Here is a 22,890-nt window from a genome sequence, read left to right as displayed (position 1 = left end):
ATGTCCCCGACAGAGCAGAGCGTGCTCGACGCCGCTTATATGGCGCGAGCGCTGGAACTGGCGCGCAAGGGCGTCTACTCGACGCACCCTAATCCACGGGTGGGTTGCGTAATCGTGCGTGATGGCGAAGTGGTCGGTGAGGGCTGGCATGTACGTGCTGGTGAGCCCCACGCCGAAGTCCATGCACTGCGTCAGGCGGGCGACAAGGCCAAAGGCGCAACCGCTTATGTCACTCTCGAACCTTGCAGCCATCACGGGCGCACGCCGCCCTGTGCCGACGCGCTGGTCAATGCCGGTGTGGCGCGTGTGGTTGCGGCCATGCAAGACCCCAATCCCGATGTTGCCGGACGCGGCTTGCTGCGTTTGATGAGCGCGGGTATCGCCGTGCAGAGCGGTGTGCTGGAAAGTGAAGCGCGGGCGATCAACAAAGGTTTTCTCAAACGCATGGAGCACGGCCTGCCGTACGTGCGGGTCAAGCTGGCGATGAGTCTGGACGGCCGTACCGCGATGGCCAGCGGCGAAAGCCAGTGGATCACCGGGCCCGAAGCGCGCTCGGCCGTTCAACGACTGCGCGCGCAGTCGAGCGTGGTGCTGACGGGCGCTGATACCGTTCTCGCCGACCAGGCGCGTCTGACGGTTCGCCCTGACGAGCTGGGCCTCAATGCCGAACTGACCGCCCTTGCCGTGACTCGGCCGCCGCTGCGTGTGCTGATCGACGGGCGCTTGCGCGTGCCGCTGGATGCGCCGTTCTTCAAGGCGGGTAGTGCGCTCGTGGTGACCTGTGCCGCGGCGTCGGCGCGTGAGCGATACCAGGAAGAAGGCCACGAGATGCTGGCATTGCCCAGCAGCGGCGGGCATGTCGATCTGCGCAAGTTGCTGGTCGAGCTGGCGTCCCGTGGCGTGAACGATGTGCTGGTCGAGGCAGGTCCCAAGCTCGCCGGTGCGTTCACCCGGCTGGGACTGGTCGACGAATTCCAGATTTTCATCGCCGGCAAGTTCATGGGGTCGTCAGCGCGCCCTTTGCTGGACCTGCCGTTGGCGCAGATGAGCGAAGCACTCGAGCTCAAGATCATCGAAATGCGCGCGGTGGGCAATGACTGGCGAGTCATTGCAATACCAACGCCGAGCGCGAGCGTATAATTTTCGGCCATCGTATCAACGCTGGCACTGTTCTCCCGGAGGACCCATGTTTACCGGCATTATCGAATCCATCGGCAGCATCCGCGCCATTACTCCTAAAGGCGGCGACGTCCGCGTTTATGTAGAGACCGGCAAACTCGACCTTTCCGACGTCAAGCTGGGCGACAGCATCGCCGTCAATGGCGTCTGCCTGACCGCCGTTGAACTGCCTGGCGACGGCTTCTGGGCCGATGTCAGTCGTGAAACCCTGGACGTCACGGCGTTCGTGGACTTGAAGACCGGCAGTCGCGTCAACCTGGAAAAGGCCCTGACCCCGACCACGCGCCTGGGCGGCCATCTGGTCAGCGGCCACGTCGACGGCGTCGGCGAAGTGCTGTCGCGCGAAGAAAATGCCCGTGCGATCCAATTCCGTATGCGCGCGCCGCGTGAGCTGGCCAAGTACATCTCGCACAAGGGTTCCATCACGGTCGACGGCACCAGCCTGACCGTGAACGCCGTGAATGGCGCCGAGTTCGAGCTGACCATCGTGCCTCACACGCTCTCTGAAACGATCATGGGCGACTACCGTCCTGGCCGTAAGATCAATCTGGAAGTCGATCTGCTGGCGCGTTACCTGGAGCGCTTGCTGCTCGGTGACAAGGCCGCCGACCCGACGCCCGCCCAGGGCGGCACCATCACTGAAAGCTTTCTGGCCGCCAACGGCTACCTCAAATCCTGAATTGAAGGGGGTGCCGCGTGGCGCTCAATAACATCGAAGAACTGGTTGAAGACATTCGCCAAGGCAAGATGGTCATCCTCATGGATGACGAAGATCGCGAGAACGAAGGCGATCTGATCATGGCCTCCGAATGCGTCAAGGCCGAGCACATCAACTTCATGGCGCGTTACGCCCGTGGCCTGATCTGCATGCCGATGACCCGCGAGCGCTGCGAAACCCTGAAGTTGCCGTTGATGGCGCCGCGTAACGGGTCGGGCTTTGGTACCAAGTTCACCGTTTCCATCGAAGCCGCCGAAGGCGTGACCACCGGTATCTCCGCTGCCGACCGCGCGCGTACCGTACAGGCCGCTGCTGCGAAGGACGCCAGGGCCGACGATATCGTAAGCCCAGGCCATATTTTCCCGCTGATGGCGCAGGCCGGTGGCGTGCTGTCACGCGCCGGTCACACCGAAGCGGCCTGCGATCTGGCGCGCATGGCCGGTTTCGAGCCGACCGGCGTAATCTGCGAGGTAATGAACGACGACGGCACCATGTCCCGTCGTACCGAGCTCGAAGCCTTTGCCGCTGAGCACAACATCAAGATCGGCACCATCGCCGACCTGATCCATTACCGGATGATCCACGAACGTACCGTTCAGCGGATTGCCGAGCAGCCGCTGGACAGCGAACTGGGCCAGTTCAATCTGGTGACCTACCGTGATTCGGTCGAGGGCGACGTTCACCTGGCGCTGACACTGGGCAAGGTCTGCGCTGAGGAACCGACGCTGGTTCGTGTGCACAACATGGACCCGCTGCGTGACCTGCTGATGGTCAAACAGCCCGGCCGCTGGAGCCTGCGCGCCGCCATGACGGCCGTTGCAGAGGCCGGCAGCGGTGTCGTGCTGCTGCTCGGTCACCCGCTCGATGGTGATGCTGTCCTTGCCCATGTGCGTGAAACCGCAGGTGGGACGCCAGTGAAGACACCGACCACTTACAGCACGGTCGGAGCCGGTTCGCAGATCCTTCGCGACCTGGGCGTTCGCAAAATGCGCCTGATGAGTTCGCCAATGAAGTTCAACGCGATATCCGGTTTCGATCTGGAAGTTGTAGAATACGTGCCCTCCGAATAAAGACCGGCAGGTCACTGGCCGTGAAAGCCTTGAAGCGTTCACGGTTTTTGTCCCTGCGGTCGCCGATTCGTGGCCTAAAATCCTGGAAGCGCGCACCTGATGCGCGCTTGCTTGCTCTTTAATACGAGAACACGAGACTCAGCCGAATGACCCTGAAGACCATCGAAGGTACCTTCATCGCCCCCCAAGGCCGCTATGCCCTGGTGGTTGGCCGCTTCAACAGCTTCGTCGTGGAAAGCCTGGTGAGCGGTGCCGTTGATGCCCTGGTTCGCCATGGCGTGAGCGAAAGCGACATCACCATCATCCGCGCGCCGGGTGCTTTCGAAATCCCGCTGGTGGTGCAGAAAGTCGCTCAGCGCAGCGAATTCTCAGCGATCATCGCCCTGGGCGCTGTCATTCGTGGCGGTACGCCGCATTTCGAATACGTGGCCGGCGAATGCACCAAAGGCCTGGCTCAGGTCTCCATGGAGTTCGGCGTGCCGGTCGCCTTTGGCGTACTGACCGTTGATTCCATCGAGCAGGCCATCGAACGTTCCGGCACCAAGGCTGGTAACAAAGGTGCCGAAGCTGCCCTGTCTGCTATCGAGATGGTCAGCCTGTTGGCGCAGTTGGAGGCCAAGTGATTAACGACGAAAGCGATCAGTTCAACCCGCGCGAACCTCGCCCGGCCGACGCTGGCAAACCCTCGAAGAGTGAAAAGCGCCGTGCTGCGCGCAAGCTTGCCATGCAGGCGCTCTACCAGTGGCATATGGCCAAGCAGTCGCTGAACGAGATCGAAGCCCAGTTCCGCGTCGATAACGACTTCAGTGATGTCGACGCTGCCTACTTCCGCGACATCCTGCACGGTGTTCCGGCCAAGAAGGTCGAGATCGACGCTGCACTGACGCCGTGCCTGGACATCACCATCGACGAGCTGGACCCGGTTGAGCTGGCGGTCCTGCGCCTGTCTACGTGGGAAATGATCGAGCGCATCGACGTGCCCTACCGTGTGGTCATCAACGAAGGCATCGAGCTGGCCAAAGTCTACGGTTCGACCGACGGGCACAAGTTCGTCAACGGTGTGCTCGACAAGCTGGCTCCGCGTCTGCGCGAAGTCGAAGTGAAGGCTCACAAGCGCTGAGGCGTCTGGGTTTCTCCAGACTCTCAAGTGTTTCTACGCCATGGGCGAGTTCGAGCTGATCCGCAATTACTTTGCCGCTGCGCCCTGCGCGCAGCCCGGTGAAGGCGTTGCGTTGGGGATTGGTGACGACTGCGCCCTGTTGTCGGTGGCACCCGGCGAACAGCTGGCGATTTCCACTGACACGCTGGTCGCCGGGGTGCATTTCCCCGACGTCTGCGACCCCTTCCTGCTGGGCCAGCGTGCCCTCGGTGTCTCCGCCAGTGATCTGGCGGCCATGGGCGCCAAACCTCTCGCGTTCACCCTTGCTCTGACCTTGCCGAACGTTTCTGCCGACTGGCTGCAGGCATTTGCCCGCGGTTTGAACGAGATGGCCCAAGGCTGCTCGATGCGGTTGATCGGTGGCGATACCACGCGTGGGCCATTGAGCCTGACCGTGACAGTCTTCGGTTCGGTGCCGGCGGGGCTGGCATTGACCCGCAGTGGCGCCCGTTCCGGTGACCTGTTGTGTGTGGGGGGACCGTTGGGTGATGGCGCGGGCGCGCTGCCGCTGGTGTTGAACCAGCGCAGCACCGAGGCGTCTACCACAAAGGCCCTGCTGGCGCGTTACTGGTCGCCGCAGCCGCAACTCGAGCTGGGGCAGGCGCTGCGCGGGAAGGCCACCGCCGCTCTGGACATCTCTGACGGCCTGCTCGCCGATTGTGGACACATCGCGCTTGCATCGGGCGTACGCTTGCTGGTGGAGCGTGAGCGTCTGCCGATGTCCGACGCGTTGCTGGCGTTCTTCGGTCTTGATGACGCGCGACAGGCTGCGCTGACGGGTGGCGATGACTACGTACTCGCCTTCACCTTGCCGCAACCGGAGCTCGCTAGCCTGGTGTCGGCGGGCTGGCCGGTTTCGGTGGTGGGTCGCGTGGTCGAAGGGCAGGGCGTGGCGCTTATCGATGAACAAGGACAGGACATCACTCCGTTGACGCGGGGCTACCAACATTTTCGGGAGACACGGTGACAGACCATCCTAATCAGGTCCCGGCGGAAAACGTTCCGCCCTCGGTGTGGACCAACCCTTGGCATTTCCTGGCGTTCGGCTTCGGCTCCGGCACGTTGCCCAAAGCGCCCGGTACCTGGGGCTCCATGGTCGCCGTGCCGTTCATTCCGCTGTGGCAGATGCTGCCCGACTGGGGCTACTGGCTGATGCTGGGGCTGACCATGCTGTTCGGCTTCTGGCTGTGCGGCAAGGTCGCCGACGATCTGCGTGTGCACGACCATGAAGGTATCGTCTGGGACGAGATGGTCGGCATGTGGATAACCCTTTGGCTGGTGCCCGAAGGCTGGGTCTGGCTGCTGGTGGGTTTTCTGGTCTTCCGTTTTTTCGACATCCTCAAACCGTGGCCCATCCACTGGATCGACAAACACGTGCACGGCGGTGTCGGCATCATGCTCGACGATGTGCTGGCCGGGGTTTTTGCGTGGTTGGCGATGCAGGGTCTAGTCTGGGTGTGGGGCGTGTTATAGGAAACCACTCATGGGCGCGTTAGGATGAAATGGCTACTTGGCCTGTCGCTGCTGATGACCGGTGTGTGGGTCGAAGCGAACGACGCCTATGCGGACACCTCGTCCGAAAAACCTTCGGACATTGTGCTGGTCAGCGAGCAGTGGATTGCTTACACCGAACCCGACGGCAGTGGTCTGGGTTGGGACCTGATGCGGGCGATATTCGAGCCTGCCGGGATCAAGGTGGCTTCACGCACTGAGCCTTACACGCGTGCGGTCGGCCTTGTGCAGCGTGGCGAAGCCGATGCGTGGGTCGGCGCCTATGAGCATGAGGTCGAGGGTACCCTCTATCCGAAGTGGAATTACGACACCGACGAAATCTATGCGCTGGGCCTGGCATCCAACCCGGTGCCGACCCTGAAGACACTGGGCAGTTATCGCCTGGCATGGGTTCGCGGTTACGAATACCAGCATTACCTGCCCAACGTCGTGCACTTCAACGAAGTCGCCAGGCGCGATCACATCCTTCCGATGCTCGATCACGCACGCGCGGACTTGTACATCGACGCCAGGCCAGAGATGGATTTCATCCTCGGGCAAGCCCACGAGCCGCAGCGTTTCCGTACGACCTTCCTGATGTCGATTCCGTTGTTTCTGAGCTTTGCCGACAATGCGCGAGGACATTTCCTGCGTGATGTGTTCGATCAGCGCATGGCGCAACTGGTGCGTTCCGGCAAGCTGCGACCGATTTTTACACGCTGGAAACAGCCGTATCCGTTCGACGCTGACGATGCTGCCCGCAAGACCGGAGCGAGGCAATGATCAAACTTCCTGATCTGAATGGCCGACAATTCAGCCTAAGCGTCCGCTGGAACCTGCTGTTACAATGCCGCCTTGCGAATTTCCAGCCCCCATACTGATCAGGAGCACACGGTGCCCGTCGTATTTGTCGCGGCTTCCAAGCTGCCTACCCCTTTTGCCACCTTCAAAATGAACGGCTTTCTTGAAGAAGAAAACGGTCGTGAGCATGTTGTTCTGAGCCTGGGCGATGTATCGGATGGCGAACCGGTCCTCGGTCGTGTGCATTCCGAATGCCTGACCGGCGATGCGCTGTTTAGCCAGCGTTGCGATTGCGGCTCCCAGCTCGAAGCAGCCTTGCGCGCCATTGCGGCCGAAGGTCGTGGCGTGCTGTTGTACCTGCGCCAGGAAGGGCGCGGCATCGGTTTGATGAACAAGATCCGTGCCTACGAATTGCAGGACGGCGGTGCCGACACGGTCGAGGCGAACGAGCGTCTGGGCTTTGCTGCTGACCAGCGCGATTACGCCATCTGCCTGCCGATGCTGGAGCACCTTGGCGTGAAGTCGCTGCGCCTGATGACCAACAACCCGCGCAAGGTCAAAGCCCTGACTGACATGGGTATCAAGGTGGCCGAACGCGTGCCGCTGCACACCGGTCAAAACCCGCACAACAAGCTGTACCTGGCGACCAAGGCCGGCAAACTCGGCCACATGATGGGCAATGAGCACCAGAGCGAGGTCGATCCGGCGTGACACGCGGCAACGTGCGCCGTCGTCTGGCGTTGGCGTGGTGGCGGCAACTGGCATTGACGCTGGGGCCGCTGCTCGTCGTGTGCGTGTTCTTCGGCGGCGGCGAGGAGCCAGTGACGCCGTCGGTGTTTGCCATGCCGTTGTTCATCGCTGGCGTCGCCTCGATGTTTGTCAGCCTCAAGCCCTTTGGCGTGTACAAGCGCTCGTTGATCGCGACGCAGAAAGCCCTTGATACCCCGGAGGAGCCCGGCGCCTGGCTGCGACTCGCTGCCGATCGGCGCATGGCATTCCTGGCGGCCGGGTTACCGGCCTGGATTGCCGCACTGGCGGTGTTCGCGGGTCTGGAGCCGGTGCCCCTCGCCCTGTTGGCGCTGTCCAGCGTCATCCTGCTTTACCTCTATCGCATTCCTCGCCAGTTGGCCTGATGCGCCAGCTCTTAGTCTGCCTGCTGTTGCTGACGGCCTGGCACGTCAACGCCGCTGAGCGTGTTATCAGCCTGGCGCCCTCGCTGACTGAAATCGTTATTGAACTGGACGCTGCCGATTTACTGGTCGGCGTGCTCGACGGTGGCGAACGTCCTGCGCAAATCGCCGCCTTGCCGTCGGTGGGGCGCTATGGGCAATTGCAGATGGAGCAGTTGCTGTCGCTGCGCCCCGACCTGTTACTGCTGTGGCCGGGCAGTGTGAGCATTGCTCAGCGCGATCAGTTACAGCGGCTGAATATTGCGACGTTCGTCGCTGAGCCGCACACGCTTGATGAGCTGGCCGATCAGATCGAGCAGATCGGCGCGCGTCTGGGGCGTGCCGAGCGTGGGCGGCAAGTGGCGGGCGAGTTTCGCGTGCGACTGGCCGCACTGCGTCAACGCTATCAGCGCGCGGTGCCTTTCAGCGTGTTCTATCAGGTCTGGGATCAGCCGCTGTATACAGTGGGAGGCGGGCAGATCATCAGTGATGCGTTGAGCGTGTGTGGCGCGCGCAATGTGTTCGCAGACCTCAAGCAGCCCGCGCCTCAGGTCAGTCTGGAGGCGGTTTTGCAGCGGGACCCTGAGGTGATCCTGACAGGGGATGCCCGGTTAGTGAGCGGCTGGAATGCGTGGCCTCAGCTTAAGGCGGTAAAAGCGCAGCATCTGTATGCCGTGCCGGATAAAGGCCTGGAACGCGCCAGCGGGCAGATGCTGGAGGCTGTTGCGAAGTTGTGTGAACGGCTATCGCCGGATCGCTGAATAGTGGCTTTGGTTCTGGTCGGAGGCCTTGGGAGCGCAGCTTGTCGCTGAGCCGCATTTGGACGATCTGCCGGGGACCGGCAGTGAATCGAATGCCTCTGTTGTATCAGGCACAACGCGCGCGAGGATTTGCTGCCGCTTCGCGCCAGATCGCGGGACAAGCCACGCTCCTACACATGATCACCTACAGACCTACACATGATCGCCTATAGACCTACGCATGTCGGCCTATAGATCAGGCGTCCAGGTCACGCCAAAGAGCCAGGTCCGGCCCTCTTCGCGGTACCCGTAATTGCTGCCGTCAAAGCTGTACAGCGAACGGCTGTAGCGTTTGTCCAGGGCGTTATCCAGCTTGAACTCCAGCTTCACCTCGTCGCTCGCTTTCCAGCTGCTGCGCAGTCCGAACAGTGCGTAACCGCCGATGTGCTGGGTATTGGCTTCGTCGTTGTAACTGTCGCTGACCGCCTGCCAGCTGGCGCCGACGCCGAAGCGATTGAACTGGCGATCCAGGTCCAGATTGGCGGTTCGGCGCGCGCGGCGGTTGAGGGTATGGCCCGTGTCGCGATCTCGAGGGTCGATGATCGACGCGCCCAGTTTGCCGGTCCAGCCGAACAGCTGCTGCTCGAACGATGCCTCGAAGCCATTGATGCGGGCCGAAGCGATGTTCTGCGGGCTGAAGTCTGCGTCCAGCGCGATGGCATCTTTCAGGTCCGTGCGGTACAGCGAAGCTTCCAGTTTACTGGTGTCGCTCAGGCGGCTGCGCCACTGCAATTCGTAGCTTTTCGAGTGCTCGGGCTTGAGGTTCGCGTTGCTGAAGCCAGGGTAATACAGGTCATTGAACGTCGGCGCGCGGAAACCTTCGCTGTAGGACAGCAGCACGTCGTTGGCGTCGTTGAGGGGCACGGTCAGCGTGCCGCTCCAGGTGTTCTCGCTGCCGAACTGCTGATTCTGGTCATGGCGCAACCCGAGCTCGGTGGAGAACCCGTCGCCCTTGTAACGGTGTTGAATGAACGCGGCTCGGTTCCAGCGGCTGTCTTCGTCGAACGGCGTGCTGCCGGCTACCCGATCCTCATAGGCATCGGCGCCGAGCATCAGGCTGTTGCGCTCATCAAGGGTCAGGTCGTTCTGCCAGTTGACCGAGTCGCGATAGGTGTTGAACACGTAACGGTCGTCGCTGAGCTTGTCGAAGGTTTTCTCGCGGTTCTCGCTGTGTCCCAGTTCCAGACGGGTTTTCCAGGTCGGGTTGACTCGGGCGTCCAAATAAGTGCCCAGGCTGCTCACCTCGAAGTCGCTGTATTGCTGCTGACCTACGCTGTTGAACGTGGCCGGGTCGAACAGACCGAACGGGTTGTCGAACTCGTTCTTGCCCTTGTTATCCAGCGCGTTGAATCCGATTTCCACATCGTCGTTCAGCCAATGGCTGAGGTTCAGGCTCATGGATTTGTTGCGGTAGGCGTCGTGATCGTCGTCACTGGCAAACGACGGCCCGGTGCTGTCGATGCCTGCCGTTTCGTCGAGGCTGGTGCTGAGGTTGAAATGCGTCTGTTCGTCGCCACCCGACAGGCCAAGACTGTTCTCGCGGGTGTTGCGGTTGCCGAAGCCCGTGTGCAGCCGCGCTTGCAGACCTTGCTCAACGCCCCGGCGGGTGAAAATCTGGATCACGCCGCCAATCGCGTCGGCCCCGTAGATGACCGAGCGCGAACCGCGCAGCACCTCCACGCGTTCGATCTGCTCGACATCCAGAAACTGCAACGCGCTGTCGCCGGAGGTGGCGTTTGCGATGCGCTGCCCATCGACCAACACCAGGCTTTGCGCCGCCTTGGTGCCACGAATGTAGATCCCCGGCAGACTGCCGCGTCCACCGCTCGGCGCCACTTGGACACCCGGCACGCGACTGAGCAGGTCGGTGACGCTGGTCGGTTGCAGCCGTTCGATGTCATCGCGGGTGAACACGGTGTTGGTCGCCGTACTGTCGTCGCGCTGCTCGACCTGGCGATTGGCGCTGATCAGCACGTCGGGCAGTTTCAAGGCGTTTTCGCGGTCCGGCAGGTCGGCGAAGGCTGGAGTAATGGGAAGCAGCGATAGGGTAAAGGCGAGGCGGTGCAGGTTCATGTTCGTCGTTTCAGTGATCGTTCCCACGCAGAGCGTGGGAACGATCAGAGGGGCTGTCAGGCGTTGTGGATTTTTTGCAAACGCTCGTTGATCGACGCTTCAATCCCGTCCGCATCCAGACCGCATTCCGCGAGCATCTGCGCGGGTTTGGCGTGTTCGACGTAAACGTCCGGCAAGCCCAGGTGCAGCACGGACTTGAGAATGTTTCCCCGTGCCAGGAACTCGCTGACGGCCGCACCGGCGCCGCCCATGACGGCGTTCTCTTCGACGGTCACCAGCAGGTCGTGACTGGCCGCCATGACGCGCACCAGCGACTCATCCAGCGGCTTGACGAAACGCATGTCGACCACAGTCGCGTCGAGCTTTTCAGCGACCTGCATGGCCTCGGCCAGTTGCACGCCGAACACCAGCATCGCAACCTTGCTGCCCTGACGACGAACGATACCCTTGCCGATTTCCAGTGGCTCCAGCGCGCTTTCGATCATGGCATTGGGTCCCGTGCCGCGTGGATAACGCACGGCGGCCGGACCGTTGAACAGGTGGCCGGTGGTCAACATCTTGCGCAGTTCGTTCTCGTCGCTCGGTGTCATCACCAGCATGCCCGGGATGCAACGCAGATACGACAGGTCGAAACTGCCCGCGTGCGTCGGGCCGTCTTCACCCACTAGGCCTGCGCGGTCGATAGCGAACAGCACGTCGAGGTTCTGCACCGCGACGTCGTGAATCAGTTGATCGTAGCCGCGCTGCAGGAAGGTCGAATAGATCGCAACGACCGGCTTGGCGCCTTCGCATGCCATGCCTGCTGCCAGCGTCACCGCGTGCTGTTCGGCGATGGCGACGTCGAAGTAACGCTCTGGGTAACGTTCGCTGAAGGCCACCAGATCGGAGCCTTCTTTCATGGCTGGCGTGATGCCGACCAGTCGCTCGTCGGCGTCGGCCATGTCGCACAACCACTGACCGAACACGCCGGAATACTTCGGCCCGCTGGCCTTTTTCGGCGCAACGGCGGGGGCGTTGAGCGGGTCGAGCTTGGTGATGGCGTGATAACCGATCGGGTCGACTTCGGCCGGGGCGAAGCCCTTGCCCTTTTTAGTGACCACGTGCAGGAACTGCGGACCCTTGAGGTCGCGCATGTTGCGCAGGGTGGCGATCAGGGTCGGCAGGTCATGGCCGTCGATAGGGCCGATGTAGTTCCAGCCCAGTTCTTCGAACAGCGTGCCGGGGACCAGCATGCCTTTGGCGTATTCCTCGGTGCGGCGGGCGATTTCCCAGGCACCGGGCAGGCGCGACAGCACTTTCTTGCTGCCTTCGCGCATGCTGGCGTACGTGCGGCTGGAAAGGATCTTCGCCAGGTAGTTCGACAGCCCGCCGACGTTGCGCGAGATCGACATGTCGTTGTCGTTGAGGATCACCAGCATGTCGGCGTTGACTTCAGGGGCGTGGTTCAACGCCTCGAAAGCCATGCCAGCGGTCAGCGCGCCATCCCCGATGACGGCGATAGACTTGCGCTCGCTGCCTTGCAGGCGGGCAGCGATGGCCATGCCCAGCGCAGCACTGATCGAGGTGCTGGAGTGGCCGACGCCGAAGGTGTCGTACTCGCTCTCGCTGCGACGCGGGAAGGCGGCCACACCGCCTTTCTGGCGCAGGGTCGACATCTTCTCGCGACGACCGGTGAGGATCTTGTGCGGATACGCCTGATGACCGACGTCCCAGACCAGCCGGTCATCGGGCGTATCGAAGACGTAGTGCAGGGCAACGGTCAGTTCGATGACACCAAGGCCGGCACCGAAGTGTCCTCCGGTCTGGCCAACGGTATAGAGCAGCTCCAGGCGCAGTTCATCAGCCAGGGCTTCAAGCTCTGCTTCACCTAACCGGCGCAGGCCGTCCGGCGTCGCTGCCTTGTCGAGCAGGGGCGTGGACGGGCGCTCGCGGGGAATCTCTTTGAACGTCGTGGGCATCAGGCGAATCGTTATAAGTAAAAGAGGCGGCAGTTTACCTGATGCATCGCGGGCTGCGCACGCAAGACAGCGATGCGATGTTCAGGTCGTTCGAATGGTGCATACCGGTGTAGGAGCGCGCTTGCCCGCGAAAAGTCCACCTGGCCCCGAAAAAGTGCGGGATGTTCATGTATCGCAGGCACGCGTTCTGCGGGCGGCAGGACCACGCAGGCGAGGTGAGGGATCAGTTGCGGCGTTCGACGATATAACGCGCCAGTGCACGCAAAGGCTCGGCGGCAGCGTCGAAAGGTCGCAGCGCGACCAGCGCCTGATCACGCAGCTCCAGCGCGTAAAGCTTGGCTTCTTCCAGCCCCAGCAGCGCAGGGTAGGTCGGCTTGTCGCGTGCGATGTCGGCACCCTGGCGCTTGCCGAGGGTTGCGGTATCGCTTTCGACGTCGAGTATGTCGTCTTGAACCTGAAAGGCCAGACCGATGGCGCGGGCGTAAATCTGCAGCGCGTTCAGTCGGTCCTGGCTGGCGTGACCGCTGGCCAGCGCACCCAGTCTGACGCTGGCCTCGATCAGCGCGCCGGTCTTGTGCCGGTGCATGAACTCCAGCGCCTTCTGGTCGAGTTTCAGGCCGACCGAGCCCAGATCGATGGCTTGCCCACCGACCATGCCCGCAGGGCCTGCGGCGTGGGCGATGGTGGTGACCATTTTCAGGCGGGTATCGGCGTCTTGCGGGGTCAGCTTGCTGTCGGTCAGCACACTGAACGCCAGGCTTTGCAGGCCGTCACCGGCGAGTATGGCGCAGGCCTCGTCAAAGGCTTTGTGCGTGGTCGGCAGGCCGCGACGCAGGTCATCGTCGTCCATGGCCGGCAGATCGTCGTGAACCAGCGAGTAGGCGTGAATCAGCTCGACCGCACAGGCCGCGCCGTTGGCCGTTTCAGCATCGCCGCCCAGAGCTTCACAGGCCGCGTAAACCAACAAGGGACGTACACGTTTGCCGCCGTTGGTCACGCTGTAGCGCATGGCGGCGTAAAGGCGGGTCAATTCTGGAGCAGGGGCGTCGAACAGGCTGTCCAGCGCCGCATTGACGCGAGCCTGACTGAGGGCCTGATACTCGGCAATCATTCTGGCTGTTCCGCGTCGAAGGGTTCCTCTGCCAGCTCGCCATCGCGTTCCAGCAACACCTGGACCTTCTGCTCGGCCTGGGCCAGCGCGCTCTGGCACTCGCGCGTCAGGCGGATGCCCTGTTCAAAGGCGGTCAACGAATCTTCCAGCGACAGCTCGCCGTTCTCCAGACGCTCGACCAGCGTTTGCAAATCCGTGAGGGACTGTTCGAAATCCAGTGCAGCTTTCTTGCGGGCCATGGCGGCTATCCCGGTAGACGTTAAACGGGCGCGACACTAGCAGAGCGAGGGCATCGGGGCAAATGAGAGGTGCTGACTGGTGCCTATAACCAGGTCGGTATGTGTGCGCGCGCTTGCCTGCGAAGGTGACGTAAGTGCAGTAAATCTTTATGGGCAGATCCATTTTTCGCGGGCAAGCGCGCTCCTACAGGGGGTCGCTGGCAAGTGGTGCAGCTTGTGTTCGTGCAGTGAGGTGTAGGAGCGCGCTTGCCCGCGAAGGTGACGTACGTGCAATACATCTATTTGGGCAGATGTATTTTTCGCGGGCAGGCGCGCTCCTACAGAAGGGCTCTACGCGGGCGGTGATTACAAAAAGGTAAACACCGTCTCGGCCGGCAGACGCGACTTCGGCAGCTTGGCGTTGAAGTCGGTTTCACTGCGATAACCCAGCGCAACCACCACCAGGCTGGTGTAGCCCTTGTCGCGCAGGCCCAGTTCGGCGTCGAGCTTCTTGAAGTCAAAGCCTTCCATCGGCGTGGCGTCCAGACCCAGCGATGCGGCACCCAGCAGCAGTGTGCCCAGCGCCAGATAGGTCTGCTTTTCCATCCAGTGCTGCAGGTCTTTTTGATCGTGCTTGTGCAGATTCACGTAGCCGCGGCGGCTGTTGTCCTGACCGGCTTTGGCGTCGGCCGTCGGGAAGCGACCGTCGAGCTCTTCCTGCCCCAGCACGGCCTGCAGATGGTCTTCCGTCATTTCGGTGCGGGTGCACAGCACTATCACGTGCGACGCATTGATGATCTTGGTTTCGTTGTAAACAAAGCCGCCTTCGGCACCCTTGGCCACACGCGCCTTGCCTTGTTCATCAGAGGCGACCACGAAATGCCACGGCTGCGAGTTCACCGACGACGGGCTGTGGCGCAGTTGATCGAGCAGGGTGTCGACGGTTTCCTGCGGAATTTTGCGGCTGTTGTCATAGGCCTTGGTGGTGTAGCGGGATTTGGCGATTGCAGTGAGTTGCATGGTGTCTTCCGAGTCAAAAAAGAGGGCAGCCTGGGATTGAAAGGCTTCGAGGCCGGCGCGGCGCGATCTTCACACACGCCTCGCCGACCGAACAGGGTTAGAAACCTTCGAGGACGATCTTGCCGCGGGCCTTGCCGCTCTCGATCACGGCGTGAGCACGGCGCAGGTTTTCAGCGTTGATGACGCCGAAATGTTCGCCGAGCGTGGTCTTCAATACGCCCTGGTCGATCAGCGCCGACACGCGATTGAGCAGTTCGTGCTGGGCGATCATGTCCGGGGTCTCGTAAAGCGAGCGGGTGAACATCAGCTCCCAGTGGAGCGACAACGCCTTGCGTTTCATGGGGACGACGTCGAGGGTTTTCGGGTCGTCGATCAGCGCCAGTTGGCCTTGTGGGCGCAGGGCCTCGATCAACTGCGGGAAATAGCTGTCGGTGTGAGTCAGGCTGGCGACATGGCTGACCTGGCCGACGCCGATTTTTTCCAGTTGCTCCACCAGCGGCTGACTGTGATCGATCACGTGATGCGCACCCAGCTCTTTGACCCATTCACGGGTTTGCGGGCGAGAAGCAGTGCCGATGACGGTCAGTTTCGTCAGCTGTCGAGCGAGCTGAACCAGAATCGAACCCACGCCACCGCCCGCGCCGATGATCAACAGGCTGTCGCCTGCACCACCGCCTTCCTGCACGCCCAAGCGGTCGAACAGCAGTTCCCAGGCGGTGATCGAGGTCAGCGGCAGCGCGGCGGCATGGGCGTTGTCGATGGACGTCGGTTTGTGGCCGACGATGCGCTCGTCCACCAGATGAAATTCGCTGTAGTTGCCCGGGCGGGCGATGGAGCCGGCGTAGAACACCTCGTCACCGGCTTTGAACAGCGTGACCTCAGGGCCGGTTTCACGAACGATCCCCACGGCGTCCCAACCCACCACTTTCGGCTCGGTGGCGGCGGAGCCTGCGCGGATCTTGGTGTCCACCGGATTCACCGAAATGGCGCGGACTTCAACCAACAGGTCCCGTGGGCCGGGCGCGGGTTTGGGCAGGTCCATGTCCATCAGCGATTTCGGATCTTCGATGGGCAGACCGTGCTGGGTAAAGGCGATGGCTTTCATGGCGTTCTCTCCTGAAGGCAAGGGATGTGAAGTTGGGCGTATCTTGTTCTTCTCTACCGACAAGAAAAACCCGCACAATGCGTCAACACTTTCACAGCTGGAGTGAAAATGATCCGCATCGATGACTTGGCGCTGTTCGTCCGCACCGCCGCGCTGGGCAGTTTTTCCAACGCGGCGCGTGAGGTCGATCTGCTGCCTGGCCAAGTAGCCGCAGCGATCAAGCGACTGGAGCGTGAGCTGGATGTCCGGCTGTTCGCCCGCTCGACGCGCAGCCTGCGCCTGACCGCCGAAGGTGAGCAGTATTTGCCGACCGCACAGGCCGTGCTCGACACCTTGAGCGAAGGACGCGAAAAGCTGCAGCGTGAGAGCGCCGCGTTGAGCGGTACGCTTCAAGTGGCCGCGCCGTCGGATCTGGGGCGCAATGTGTTGCTGGGCTGGATGACGGACTTTCGCCGACAGCATCCTGCGCTGAACCTGCGATTGTTCGTGTCGGACCAGATGGCCGACATGTTCCGCGATCCTGTTGACGTGGCCATTCGCAGCGGCGTCATCGAAGACGCGAACTACATCGCTATGCCGCTCGCACCCTATAACCGCCGGGTGCTGGTGGCGTCGCCCGACTACCTGGCGCGCAAAGGGCGACCGCTGACGTCGGACGATCTTCTGCGTCACGACTGTCTGCTGTACATCCTCAATGGCCGCGTCTATGACAAGTGGCCCGTGGGTGCACGCATATTTACGGTGTCGGGACCGTTGCTCACGGACGATGCCGATCTGGTCCGCCGCTGGGCCGTGGCGGGCGAGGGCATCGCATATAAATCGTGGGTGGACGTGCGCGAGGACGTGCTGGCAGGCCGGCTGGAGTTGCTGCTGCCGGATTATCCGGGCGAACCTGCGCCGCTGAATCTGGTGTATCCGCACCGCAAACAATTTTCGCCTGCGGTGCAGCAACTGCATTCAATGCTCAAGAGCCGGTTCGTCGACATGGAGAAGGGCTTGCCGAAGCTTTTGTGAATACCCTTATGACCTGTAGGTGCGCGCTTGCCCGCGGTTGCGGTACGTCATCCAACTTGATGCCGCCAGACACACCGCTATCGCGAGCAAGCTCATGCCTACAATTGCTTCACGTCAGAGATAACGACTGTCGATCAATGTGAATGCCTCGGTTCACCACTGCGCGCGATCACGCGCAAATGCAACGTGGCAGGTTCCAGGCAGCCGCCGGTGGATAACTGCCCGACCAGCTGACGATACAGCTCTTGCCACGGCGTTTGGGAGGCGGGCATTTTCGGTTGGAACTGCGCACGACGCTCGGCCATCTCCTCATCACTGACCAGCACGTTAACGCTGCGGTTATTCAGATCCACGCGCAGACGGTCATTGGTTTTCAGCAACGCAAGACCACCGCCGACCGCCGCTTCCGGCGACATGTTGAGGATCGACGGGCTCGCGGACGTGCCGCTCTGACGACCATCGCCCAGGCACGGCAATGAATCGATGCCGCGTTTGATCAGCTCGGCCGGTGGCGCCATGTTCACCACTTCTGCGCTGCCCGGATACCCGACCGTGCCTGCGCCGCGAATCACCAGGATGCAGCGCTCGTCGATGTCCAGCGACGGGTCGTTGATGCGCGCGTGATAGTCCTCGGGGCCTTCGAACACAATGGCCCGCGCCTCGAAGCTGTTCTCGGCGCCCGGCTCGGACAGGTAGGTTTTGCGGAACGCTTCACCGACCACCGACATCTTCATGATCGCGCTATCGAAGAAGTTGCCGCTAAGCACGATGAAGCCTGCGCGATGCTTGAGCGGGTCTTCGTAAGGGCGAATCACATCCACGTCTTGGGCGACGGCATTACGCACAATATCGCCAATCGTTTTACCCGACACGGAGCCGCAGTCTTCATGCAGCTTTCCGGCTTTTTGCAGCTCGTGCATCACGGCCGGTACGCCGCCTGCGCGGTGGAAGCCTTCACCCAGGTATTTGCCAGCGGGCATGCAGTTGACCAGCAACGGCACGTCTTCGCCGATGCGCTGCCAGTCGTCCAGGCTCAACTCGACGCCCATGTGCCGCGCGATGGCAATCAGGTGAGGCGGGCAGTTGCTGGACGCGCCCAACGCCGACGCCACGGCAATCGCGTTTTCAAACGCCTCGCGGGTCATGATCTGCGAGGGACGGACGTCTTCGCGCACCAGATCGCAGATACGTTTGCCAGTCATGTAGGCCATCTGGCCGCGCTCGCGGTACGCCGCTGGAATGCTCGCGCAACCCGGTAGCGACATGCCGAGCGCTTCGGCCAGGGCGTTCATCGAAAGCGCTGTGCCCATGGTGTTGCAGTGACCGACCGACGGCGAGGCCGCGGTGGTCATTTCCATGAAGCCTTCATAGTTGATTTCGCCCGCCGACAGCAGATTGCGCGCATGCCAGAGCACGGTGCCGGAGCCGATCAGCTCCCCTTTGTGGCGACCGTCGAGCATGGGGCCGCCCGACAATACGATGGCGGGCAGGTCAGTGGTCGCCGCCGCCATCAGGCACGCAGGCGTGGTTTTGTCGCAGCCGGTGGTCAGGACCACACCGTCGAGCGGGTAGCCGTGAAGGATTTCCACGAGGCCGAGGTAGGCGAGGTTTCGATCCAGCGCGGCAGTCGGACGACGGGTTTGCTCGGCCATGGGATGCACCGGAAACTCCATCGGAATCCCGCCCGCATCACGAATGCCTGCCTTGACGCGCTGCGCCAGCTCCAGGTGATGACGATTGCACGGCGCAAGATCGCTGCCGGTCTGGGCGATGCCGATGATCGGGCGCCCGGACTGCAGCTCTTCACGGGTCAGGCCGTAGTTCATGTAGCGCTCGACGTAGAGCGCAGTCATGTCGGCGTGGCTGGGATCGTCGAACCATTGCTGGCTGCGCAGGGGGCGTTTGGGCGTATCGGACATGGTTCGGGTCTCTCTTGGAATTAGGGTGTTGCCAGGATCTGTTATCGGTAACATTGAGCCTGAAAAGCGGTTTTGTAAACTGCCAGGGTTCAGGGCGGATCAATGGTTCAGCGCGACAGCAAATCCCGCGCCGCGAGGTTGCGAATCAGTGCGCCCACGCCGAACGTCCACGGCGTCGCTTGACTGCTGTGGGTCACTTCGTTGTGCAGGCCGCCGAGCAGGCGACTGCTGATGCTGACCTGGTCCCCGAGCTTGTGCGTGAAACCACCGCCGACGTGATCGCGGTCTTCGGTCGGGGCGAAGAGGGTGCCCAGGTACAGCAGGAAACCGTCGGGGTATTGATGGTTGGCGTTCAGGGTTTGAGCGGCGATGTCTTCCGGATCACGGCTGATCTGCGACATCGAGCTGGAACCTTTCATCACGTAGCCGTCATTGCCTTTCACCTGCAGATCGACCACGCAGTTGCGCACGTCGTCCATCGAGAACGTCTCGTCGAACAGGCGAATGAACGGGCCAATGGCGCACGAGGCATTGTTGTCTTTGGCCTTGCTCAGCAGCAACGCACTACGGCCCTCGAAGTCACGCAGGTTGACGTCGTTGCCCAGCGTCGCGCCGTGAATCTGCCCACGGCTGTTGACCGCCAGCACGACTTCCGGCTCTGGGTTGTTCCATTCCGATTTGGGGTGAATGCCGATCTGGCTGCCGCTGCCCACGGCGGCGAGCACAGGGGCCTTGGTGAAAATTTCGGCGTCCGGACCGATGCCGACCTCCAGGTACTGCGACCACATTTTCTGTTCGATCAGCAACGCTTTCAGCTTGCTGGCTTGCTCGGAACCCGGCTTGATACTGCGCAAGTTATCGCCGATGGCGTTGTGCACGATGGCGCGCACGCTCTCTGCCTTGGCCGGATCGCCTGCGGCCTGCTCTTCGATCACGCGCTCGATCATGCTCGCGGCGAAGGTCACGCCAGCGGCTTTGATGACCTGCAGGTCGGCAGGTGCGAGCAGGAACGGTTTGCTGGTGTCGGGGTTTGACGTCGAGTTGGCCAGCAGTGCTTCAACGCTGGCGATCAGGGTGCCTTGGGTTTCACGCACCGCTTTGAGCGGCGATTCTGATTCCAGCAACTCGCTCAACGTGGCGAATTGCGCCGACAGATCGAACGCCCCATCGCTGCGCAGCACAACGGGGGAAGGCCCGCTGATTTTGCCGGGCACCCAGGCGCGGCCGATCAAAGTGCCGGTCAGGCCGTCGGCAGGCAGTGTGTTTTCGGGGGTGAGCTGAATAGGCATGGGGCAGTCCTCGGATATTTTTGTGCTTTTCGTACCGACCCTAATCAGCGCCGCCGATAAACTCCAATGACATCTGCTCAATTATCGATAACACTGGGTTATCGCGAATCGAGGCTGCTTCCATGTCCGACATTTCCTTTTCCACGGTCTGCAATTGGCTGAAGTTCAAGCACCTGGTGCTGATCGATACCTTGGCGCGGACCCGCAACATGCACGCCGCTGCCCAGCACATGAACCTGAGCCAGCCGGCAGTCAGCAAGATGCTGCGCGAGATCGAGCGCCTGCTTGGCTTCGATCTGTTCGAACGCCTTCCGCGCAACATGCCGCCGACCGCCTTGGGCGAGCACGTGGTGCGTTATGCGCAGATTGCGCTGAACGATGCGAACAAGTTTGTCGACCAGATCAGCAGCTTGCGCGAAGGCGGGCATGGTTTTCTGAAGGTGGGTGCGATCTTCGCGGCGACCGCGGTGGTGTTGCCCGACGCGATCGTTCAATTGAAGAAACGCTGGCCGTTGCTCTCCATCGAGGTGGTCGAGCAGACCAGCGATCACCTTATGGAAATGCTCGACGACAAAAAACTCGACCTGGCCGTTGCGCGTTACACCGACGAAAACCAGCAACAGGTGTATGACTTCCAGGCGCTGGCGCCCGAGCCGTTCTGCATGGTGGTCAACAGCCGTCATCCGCTGACGGAGTTGGAGGAGACGCCGTTGCAGGAACTGGGCAAGTGGCCGTGGATTCTCTACCCGGTCGGTACGCCCATCCGCGCGCGCATGGAACAGGCGTTTGCGCAGGCCGGCATTGCAACGCCCAAGAACACCATCGACACGATCTCGATGCAGACCTTCCTCCAGGTGCTTCAATCCGGGCCGATGATCGCCATGCTGCCGGCCTCGATGGCGCAGCCGCATCTGGAAACCGGACTGCTGAAAGTGCTCAACACCCCGCTGAAACTCGCGCCGCAGGATTACGGAATACTCACCCGTCGCGGCGAGCCGTTGCTGGGGGCTGCGTCGGAATTTGCCGGGATCCTGCTGGCGAATGCGCAGGCGGCACGCAGTTAATGTTCCTGACTGCCGAAATCATCTGTGGGAGCGAATTTATTCGCGATTCGGTTTCAAACTCACCTCTGCATTGGAACAAGGTTTTTTCGCGAATGAATTCGCTCCCACAGTAAATTCAGGTGTGACCTTCGATAACCCCGCGTTATCAATCAATGGAAACATGTCATTGTCCCGACCCGCATTTACGGTAGTCACGCCTGTCTGTTATCGGTAACATCTGTCCGTGTTTCGACCCTCCATAACAACAATACAGGCGCATCCATGTGCCTGGAGGTCCCACCATGGAAACCGTTTCCCCACGCCTGCCCGAGCCTTCGGGTGCCGGGCAAGCCAGCTTTGAAGACCGCACCTACCGCAAAGTCATCCTGCGCATCCTCCCTGTCCTGCTGCTGTGCTACATGGCCGCATATCTGGACCGCGTAAACATTGGCTTCGCCAAGCTGGACATGCTCAACGACCTGCAATTCAGCAACACCGTCTACGCCCTCGGCGCGAGCATGTTCTTCTGGGGTTACTTCCTCTTCGAAGTGCCGAGCAACCTGCTGCTGCATCGCTTCGGCGCGCGCATGTGGATTGCCCGGATCATGCTCAGTTGGGCCATCATCTCCATGGCCGTGGCGTTCACCGTGCCACTGGCGAAGTTCTTTCACATCGAATCGGAAACCATGTTCTACGTGCTGCGCTTTCTGCTCGGCATCTGTGAGGCAGGGTTCTTTCCAGGCGTGATCCTTTACCTCAATTACTGGTTTCCGACCCGCCGTCAAAGCCGTGTCCTGTCGGGTTTCCTGATGGCGATGCCGATCAGCCTGACGCTGGGCGGCGTGGTTTCCGGCTGGCTGATGACCAGAATGCAAGGCGTGCAGGGCATGGCCGGCTGGCAATGGTTGCTGATCATCGAAGGCATTCCCTCGGTAATCATGGCGTTCGTGGTGCTGGCGTTCATGGCCAACAACGTTGATGCGGCCAAGTGGCTGTCGCCCGAAGAGAAGGCCCTGCTCAAGGCCAATCTGGAGACCGACAGCAAAGGCAAGGCGTCGAGCCTGCGCGAGGTGTTCTTCAATGGCCGCGTGTGGCTGCTGGTGCTGATCCTGCTGACGTTCAACACCGGGTTCTACGGCCTGGCGTTCTGGATGCCGTCGATCATCAAAAGCGCAGGTATCTCCAACCCGCTGGATATCGGTCTGCTGACCGCTATTCCTTATGGCATCGCCGTCATCGCCATGACCCTCAATGCGCGGCATTCGAACAAGACCGGCGAGCGTCGTCTGCACGCGGCGATTCCGGCAATCATCGGCGGCATCGGTCTGATCCTCAGCGCGTACTTCGCCAACAACGTGGTGCTGTCGATCATCTTCCTCAGCGTTTCCGCTTCGGGCGTGTTGAGCCTGATGCCGATCTACTGGACGTTGCCGGGCACGGTGTTGTCTGGCGTTGCGGCAGCGGCGGGCATCGGCATGATCAACGCCATCGGCAACCTGTCCGGTTTCACCGGCTCGATGATCACCGCTATGGCCGAGAACCTGACTGGCAATATCAACAACGGCACTTACGTGCTGGGGGCGTGTTTGTTTGTCAGCGCCGGGCTGATTCTGTCGATTCCCAAAGCGATGCTGGGCAATCACAAGGTCGACACCGCAGCGCCCGCAGGACAACTCTCCCAAGCCTGATCGGGAATGGCCGGCCAACACAGACTCCTGTGGGGGCGAGTTTGCTCGCGGGTTGTCCGGCCCAT

Annotated in this window: 22 protein-coding genes; 14 read left to right on the top strand and 8 right to left on the bottom strand. The window is 61.6% G+C overall.

The genetic code is table 11. The features are described 5' to 3' along the window. The 11 genes from ribD to ABDX87_RS10940 all read left to right on the top strand — a co-directional run bounded on the left by ribD (position 1) and on the right by ABDX87_RS10940 (position 8,348). Entirely contained in the window at positions 1-1,140 is a 1,140-nt protein-coding gene (ribD, locus tag ABDX87_RS10990; protein ID WP_346832889.1) for a bifunctional diaminohydroxyphosphoribosylaminopyrimidine deaminase/5-amino-6-(5-phosphoribosylamino)uracil reductase RibD, read from the top strand. Between the two features lie 46 nt (positions 1,141-1,186). Beyond that, positions 1,187-1,858, top strand: a complete 672-nt coding sequence (locus tag ABDX87_RS10985) for a riboflavin synthase (protein ID WP_074756912.1) — start codon at positions 1,187-1,189, stop codon at positions 1,856-1,858. Positions 1,859-1,875: 17 nt separating this feature from the next. Further along, positions 1,876-2,967 (top strand): bifunctional 3,4-dihydroxy-2-butanone-4-phosphate synthase/GTP cyclohydrolase II, encoded by a 1,092-nt coding sequence (ribBA, locus tag ABDX87_RS10980; protein WP_346832888.1) that lies wholly within the window; start codon positions 1,876-1,878, stop codon positions 2,965-2,967. Between the two features lie 146 nt (positions 2,968-3,113). Continuing rightward, a complete protein-coding gene (gene ribH / locus ABDX87_RS10975) occupies positions 3,114-3,590 on the top strand; it encodes a 6,7-dimethyl-8-ribityllumazine synthase (protein WP_074756916.1) in 477 nt (158 codons plus the stop codon). Beyond that, positions 3,587-4,087: a transcription antitermination factor NusB gene (gene nusB / locus ABDX87_RS10970; RefSeq protein ID WP_346832887.1), complete on the top strand. Its 501-nt coding sequence runs from the start codon at positions 3,587-3,589 to the stop codon at positions 4,085-4,087. Before ribH ends, nusB begins: the two co-directional genes overlap by 4 nt. Positions 4,088-4,127: 40 nt before the next feature. Continuing rightward, complete coding sequence (thiL, locus tag ABDX87_RS10965) at positions 4,128-5,093, top strand: thiamine-phosphate kinase (RefSeq protein ID WP_346832886.1); 966 nt, start codon at positions 4,128-4,130, stop codon at positions 5,091-5,093. Further along, a complete protein-coding gene (locus tag ABDX87_RS10960; protein WP_062384742.1) occupies positions 5,090-5,599 on the top strand; it encodes a phosphatidylglycerophosphatase A family protein in 510 nt (169 codons plus the stop codon). Before thiL ends, ABDX87_RS10960 begins: the two co-directional genes overlap by 4 nt. A 24-nt stretch (positions 5,600-5,623) precedes the next feature. Next, the gene (locus ABDX87_RS10955) at positions 5,624-6,400 is read left to right on the top strand and encodes an ABC transporter substrate-binding protein (protein WP_346832885.1); all 777 of its coding nucleotides are present in this window, start codon (positions 5,624-5,626) and stop codon (positions 6,398-6,400) included. Between the two features lie 111 nt (positions 6,401-6,511). Then, complete coding sequence (gene ribA / locus ABDX87_RS10950) at positions 6,512-7,129, top strand: GTP cyclohydrolase II (RefSeq protein WP_074756924.1); 618 nt, start codon at positions 6,512-6,514, stop codon at positions 7,127-7,129. Next, positions 7,126-7,551 (top strand): MFS transporter, encoded by a 426-nt coding sequence (locus ABDX87_RS10945; protein ID WP_346832884.1) that lies wholly within the window; start codon positions 7,126-7,128, stop codon positions 7,549-7,551. The genes ribA and ABDX87_RS10945 overlap by 4 nt, the downstream gene beginning before the upstream one ends. Next, entirely contained in the window at positions 7,551-8,348 is a 798-nt protein-coding gene (locus ABDX87_RS10940; RefSeq protein WP_346832883.1) for a cobalamin-binding protein, read from the top strand. The genes ABDX87_RS10945 and ABDX87_RS10940 overlap by 1 nt, the downstream gene beginning before the upstream one ends. Positions 8,349-8,576: 228 nt before the next feature. Here ABDX87_RS10940 and ABDX87_RS10935 read toward each other — a convergent pair whose 3' ends face one another. The 6 genes from ABDX87_RS10935 to ABDX87_RS10910 all read right to left on the bottom strand — a co-directional run bounded on the left by ABDX87_RS10935 (position 8,577) and on the right by ABDX87_RS10910 (position 15,872). Next, on the bottom strand, positions 8,577-10,460 hold the full coding sequence (locus tag ABDX87_RS10935; protein ID WP_346832882.1) for a TonB-dependent receptor domain-containing protein: 1,884 nt from the start codon (positions 10,458-10,460) through the stop codon (positions 8,577-8,579). Positions 10,461-10,516: 56 nt separating this feature from the next. Further along, positions 10,517-12,418, bottom strand: a complete 1,902-nt coding sequence (dxs, locus tag ABDX87_RS10930; RefSeq protein WP_346832880.1) for a 1-deoxy-D-xylulose-5-phosphate synthase — start codon at positions 12,416-12,418, stop codon at positions 10,517-10,519. A 223-nt stretch (positions 12,419-12,641) separates the two neighbouring features. Continuing rightward, on the bottom strand, positions 12,642-13,529 hold the full coding sequence (gene ispA, locus ABDX87_RS10925; protein ID WP_346832879.1) for a (2E,6E)-farnesyl diphosphate synthase: 888 nt from the start codon (positions 13,527-13,529) through the stop codon (positions 12,642-12,644). After that, positions 13,526-13,768, bottom strand: coding sequence for an exodeoxyribonuclease VII small subunit (locus ABDX87_RS10920; protein WP_062384761.1), 243 nt, complete (start codon positions 13,766-13,768; stop codon positions 13,526-13,528). The genes ispA and ABDX87_RS10920 overlap by 4 nt, the downstream gene beginning before the upstream one ends. A gap of 345 nt (positions 13,769-14,113) precedes the next feature. Then, the gene (gene nfsB, locus ABDX87_RS10915) at positions 14,114-14,767 is read right to left on the bottom strand and encodes an oxygen-insensitive NAD(P)H nitroreductase (RefSeq protein ID WP_346832878.1); all 654 of its coding nucleotides are present in this window, start codon (positions 14,765-14,767) and stop codon (positions 14,114-14,116) included. A 97-nt stretch (positions 14,768-14,864) separates the two neighbouring features. After that, positions 14,865-15,872: a zinc-binding alcohol dehydrogenase family protein gene (locus tag ABDX87_RS10910; RefSeq protein WP_346832877.1), complete on the bottom strand. Its 1,008-nt coding sequence runs from the start codon at positions 15,870-15,872 to the stop codon at positions 14,865-14,867. Between the two features lie 108 nt (positions 15,873-15,980). Between ABDX87_RS10910 and ABDX87_RS10905 the strand changes: the two genes are divergently transcribed. Beyond that, positions 15,981-16,886, top strand: coding sequence for a LysR family transcriptional regulator (locus tag ABDX87_RS10905; RefSeq protein WP_346832876.1), 906 nt, complete (start codon positions 15,981-15,983; stop codon positions 16,884-16,886). A 134-nt stretch (positions 16,887-17,020) separates the two neighbouring features. On the opposite strand, the gene ABDX87_RS10900 is transcribed toward ABDX87_RS10905, so the two are convergent. Together ABDX87_RS10900 and ABDX87_RS10895 are read right to left on the bottom strand one after the other, a co-directional pair. Beyond that, a complete protein-coding gene (locus ABDX87_RS10900) occupies positions 17,021-18,805 on the bottom strand; it encodes an IlvD/Edd family dehydratase (protein WP_346832875.1) in 1,785 nt (594 codons plus the stop codon). Between the two features lie 107 nt (positions 18,806-18,912). After that, positions 18,913-20,094 (bottom strand): fumarylacetoacetate hydrolase family protein, encoded by a 1,182-nt coding sequence (locus tag ABDX87_RS10895; RefSeq protein ID WP_346832874.1) that lies wholly within the window; start codon positions 20,092-20,094, stop codon positions 18,913-18,915. Between the two features lie 122 nt (positions 20,095-20,216). Between ABDX87_RS10895 and ABDX87_RS10890 the strand changes: the two genes are divergently transcribed. Both ABDX87_RS10890 and ABDX87_RS10885 read left to right on the top strand, forming a co-directional pair. Further along, positions 20,217-21,158, top strand: a complete 942-nt coding sequence (locus ABDX87_RS10890) for a LysR family transcriptional regulator (protein WP_346832873.1) — start codon at positions 20,217-20,219, stop codon at positions 21,156-21,158. 281 nt (positions 21,159-21,439) lie between these two features. Continuing rightward, positions 21,440-22,825: an MFS transporter gene (locus tag ABDX87_RS10885; RefSeq protein ID WP_346832872.1), complete on the top strand. Its 1,386-nt coding sequence runs from the start codon at positions 21,440-21,442 to the stop codon at positions 22,823-22,825. Positions 22,826-22,890 lie beyond the last annotated feature (65 nt).

The sequence above is a fragment of the Pseudomonas abietaniphila genome (assembly GCF_039697315.1).
GTDB classification, from domain to species: Bacteria; Pseudomonadota; Gammaproteobacteria; order Pseudomonadales; family Pseudomonadaceae; genus Aquipseudomonas; species Aquipseudomonas abietaniphila_B.
The sequence above is the reverse complement of the archived record's forward strand: the minus strand, read 5'-3'. Positions and strand labels throughout refer to the sequence as shown.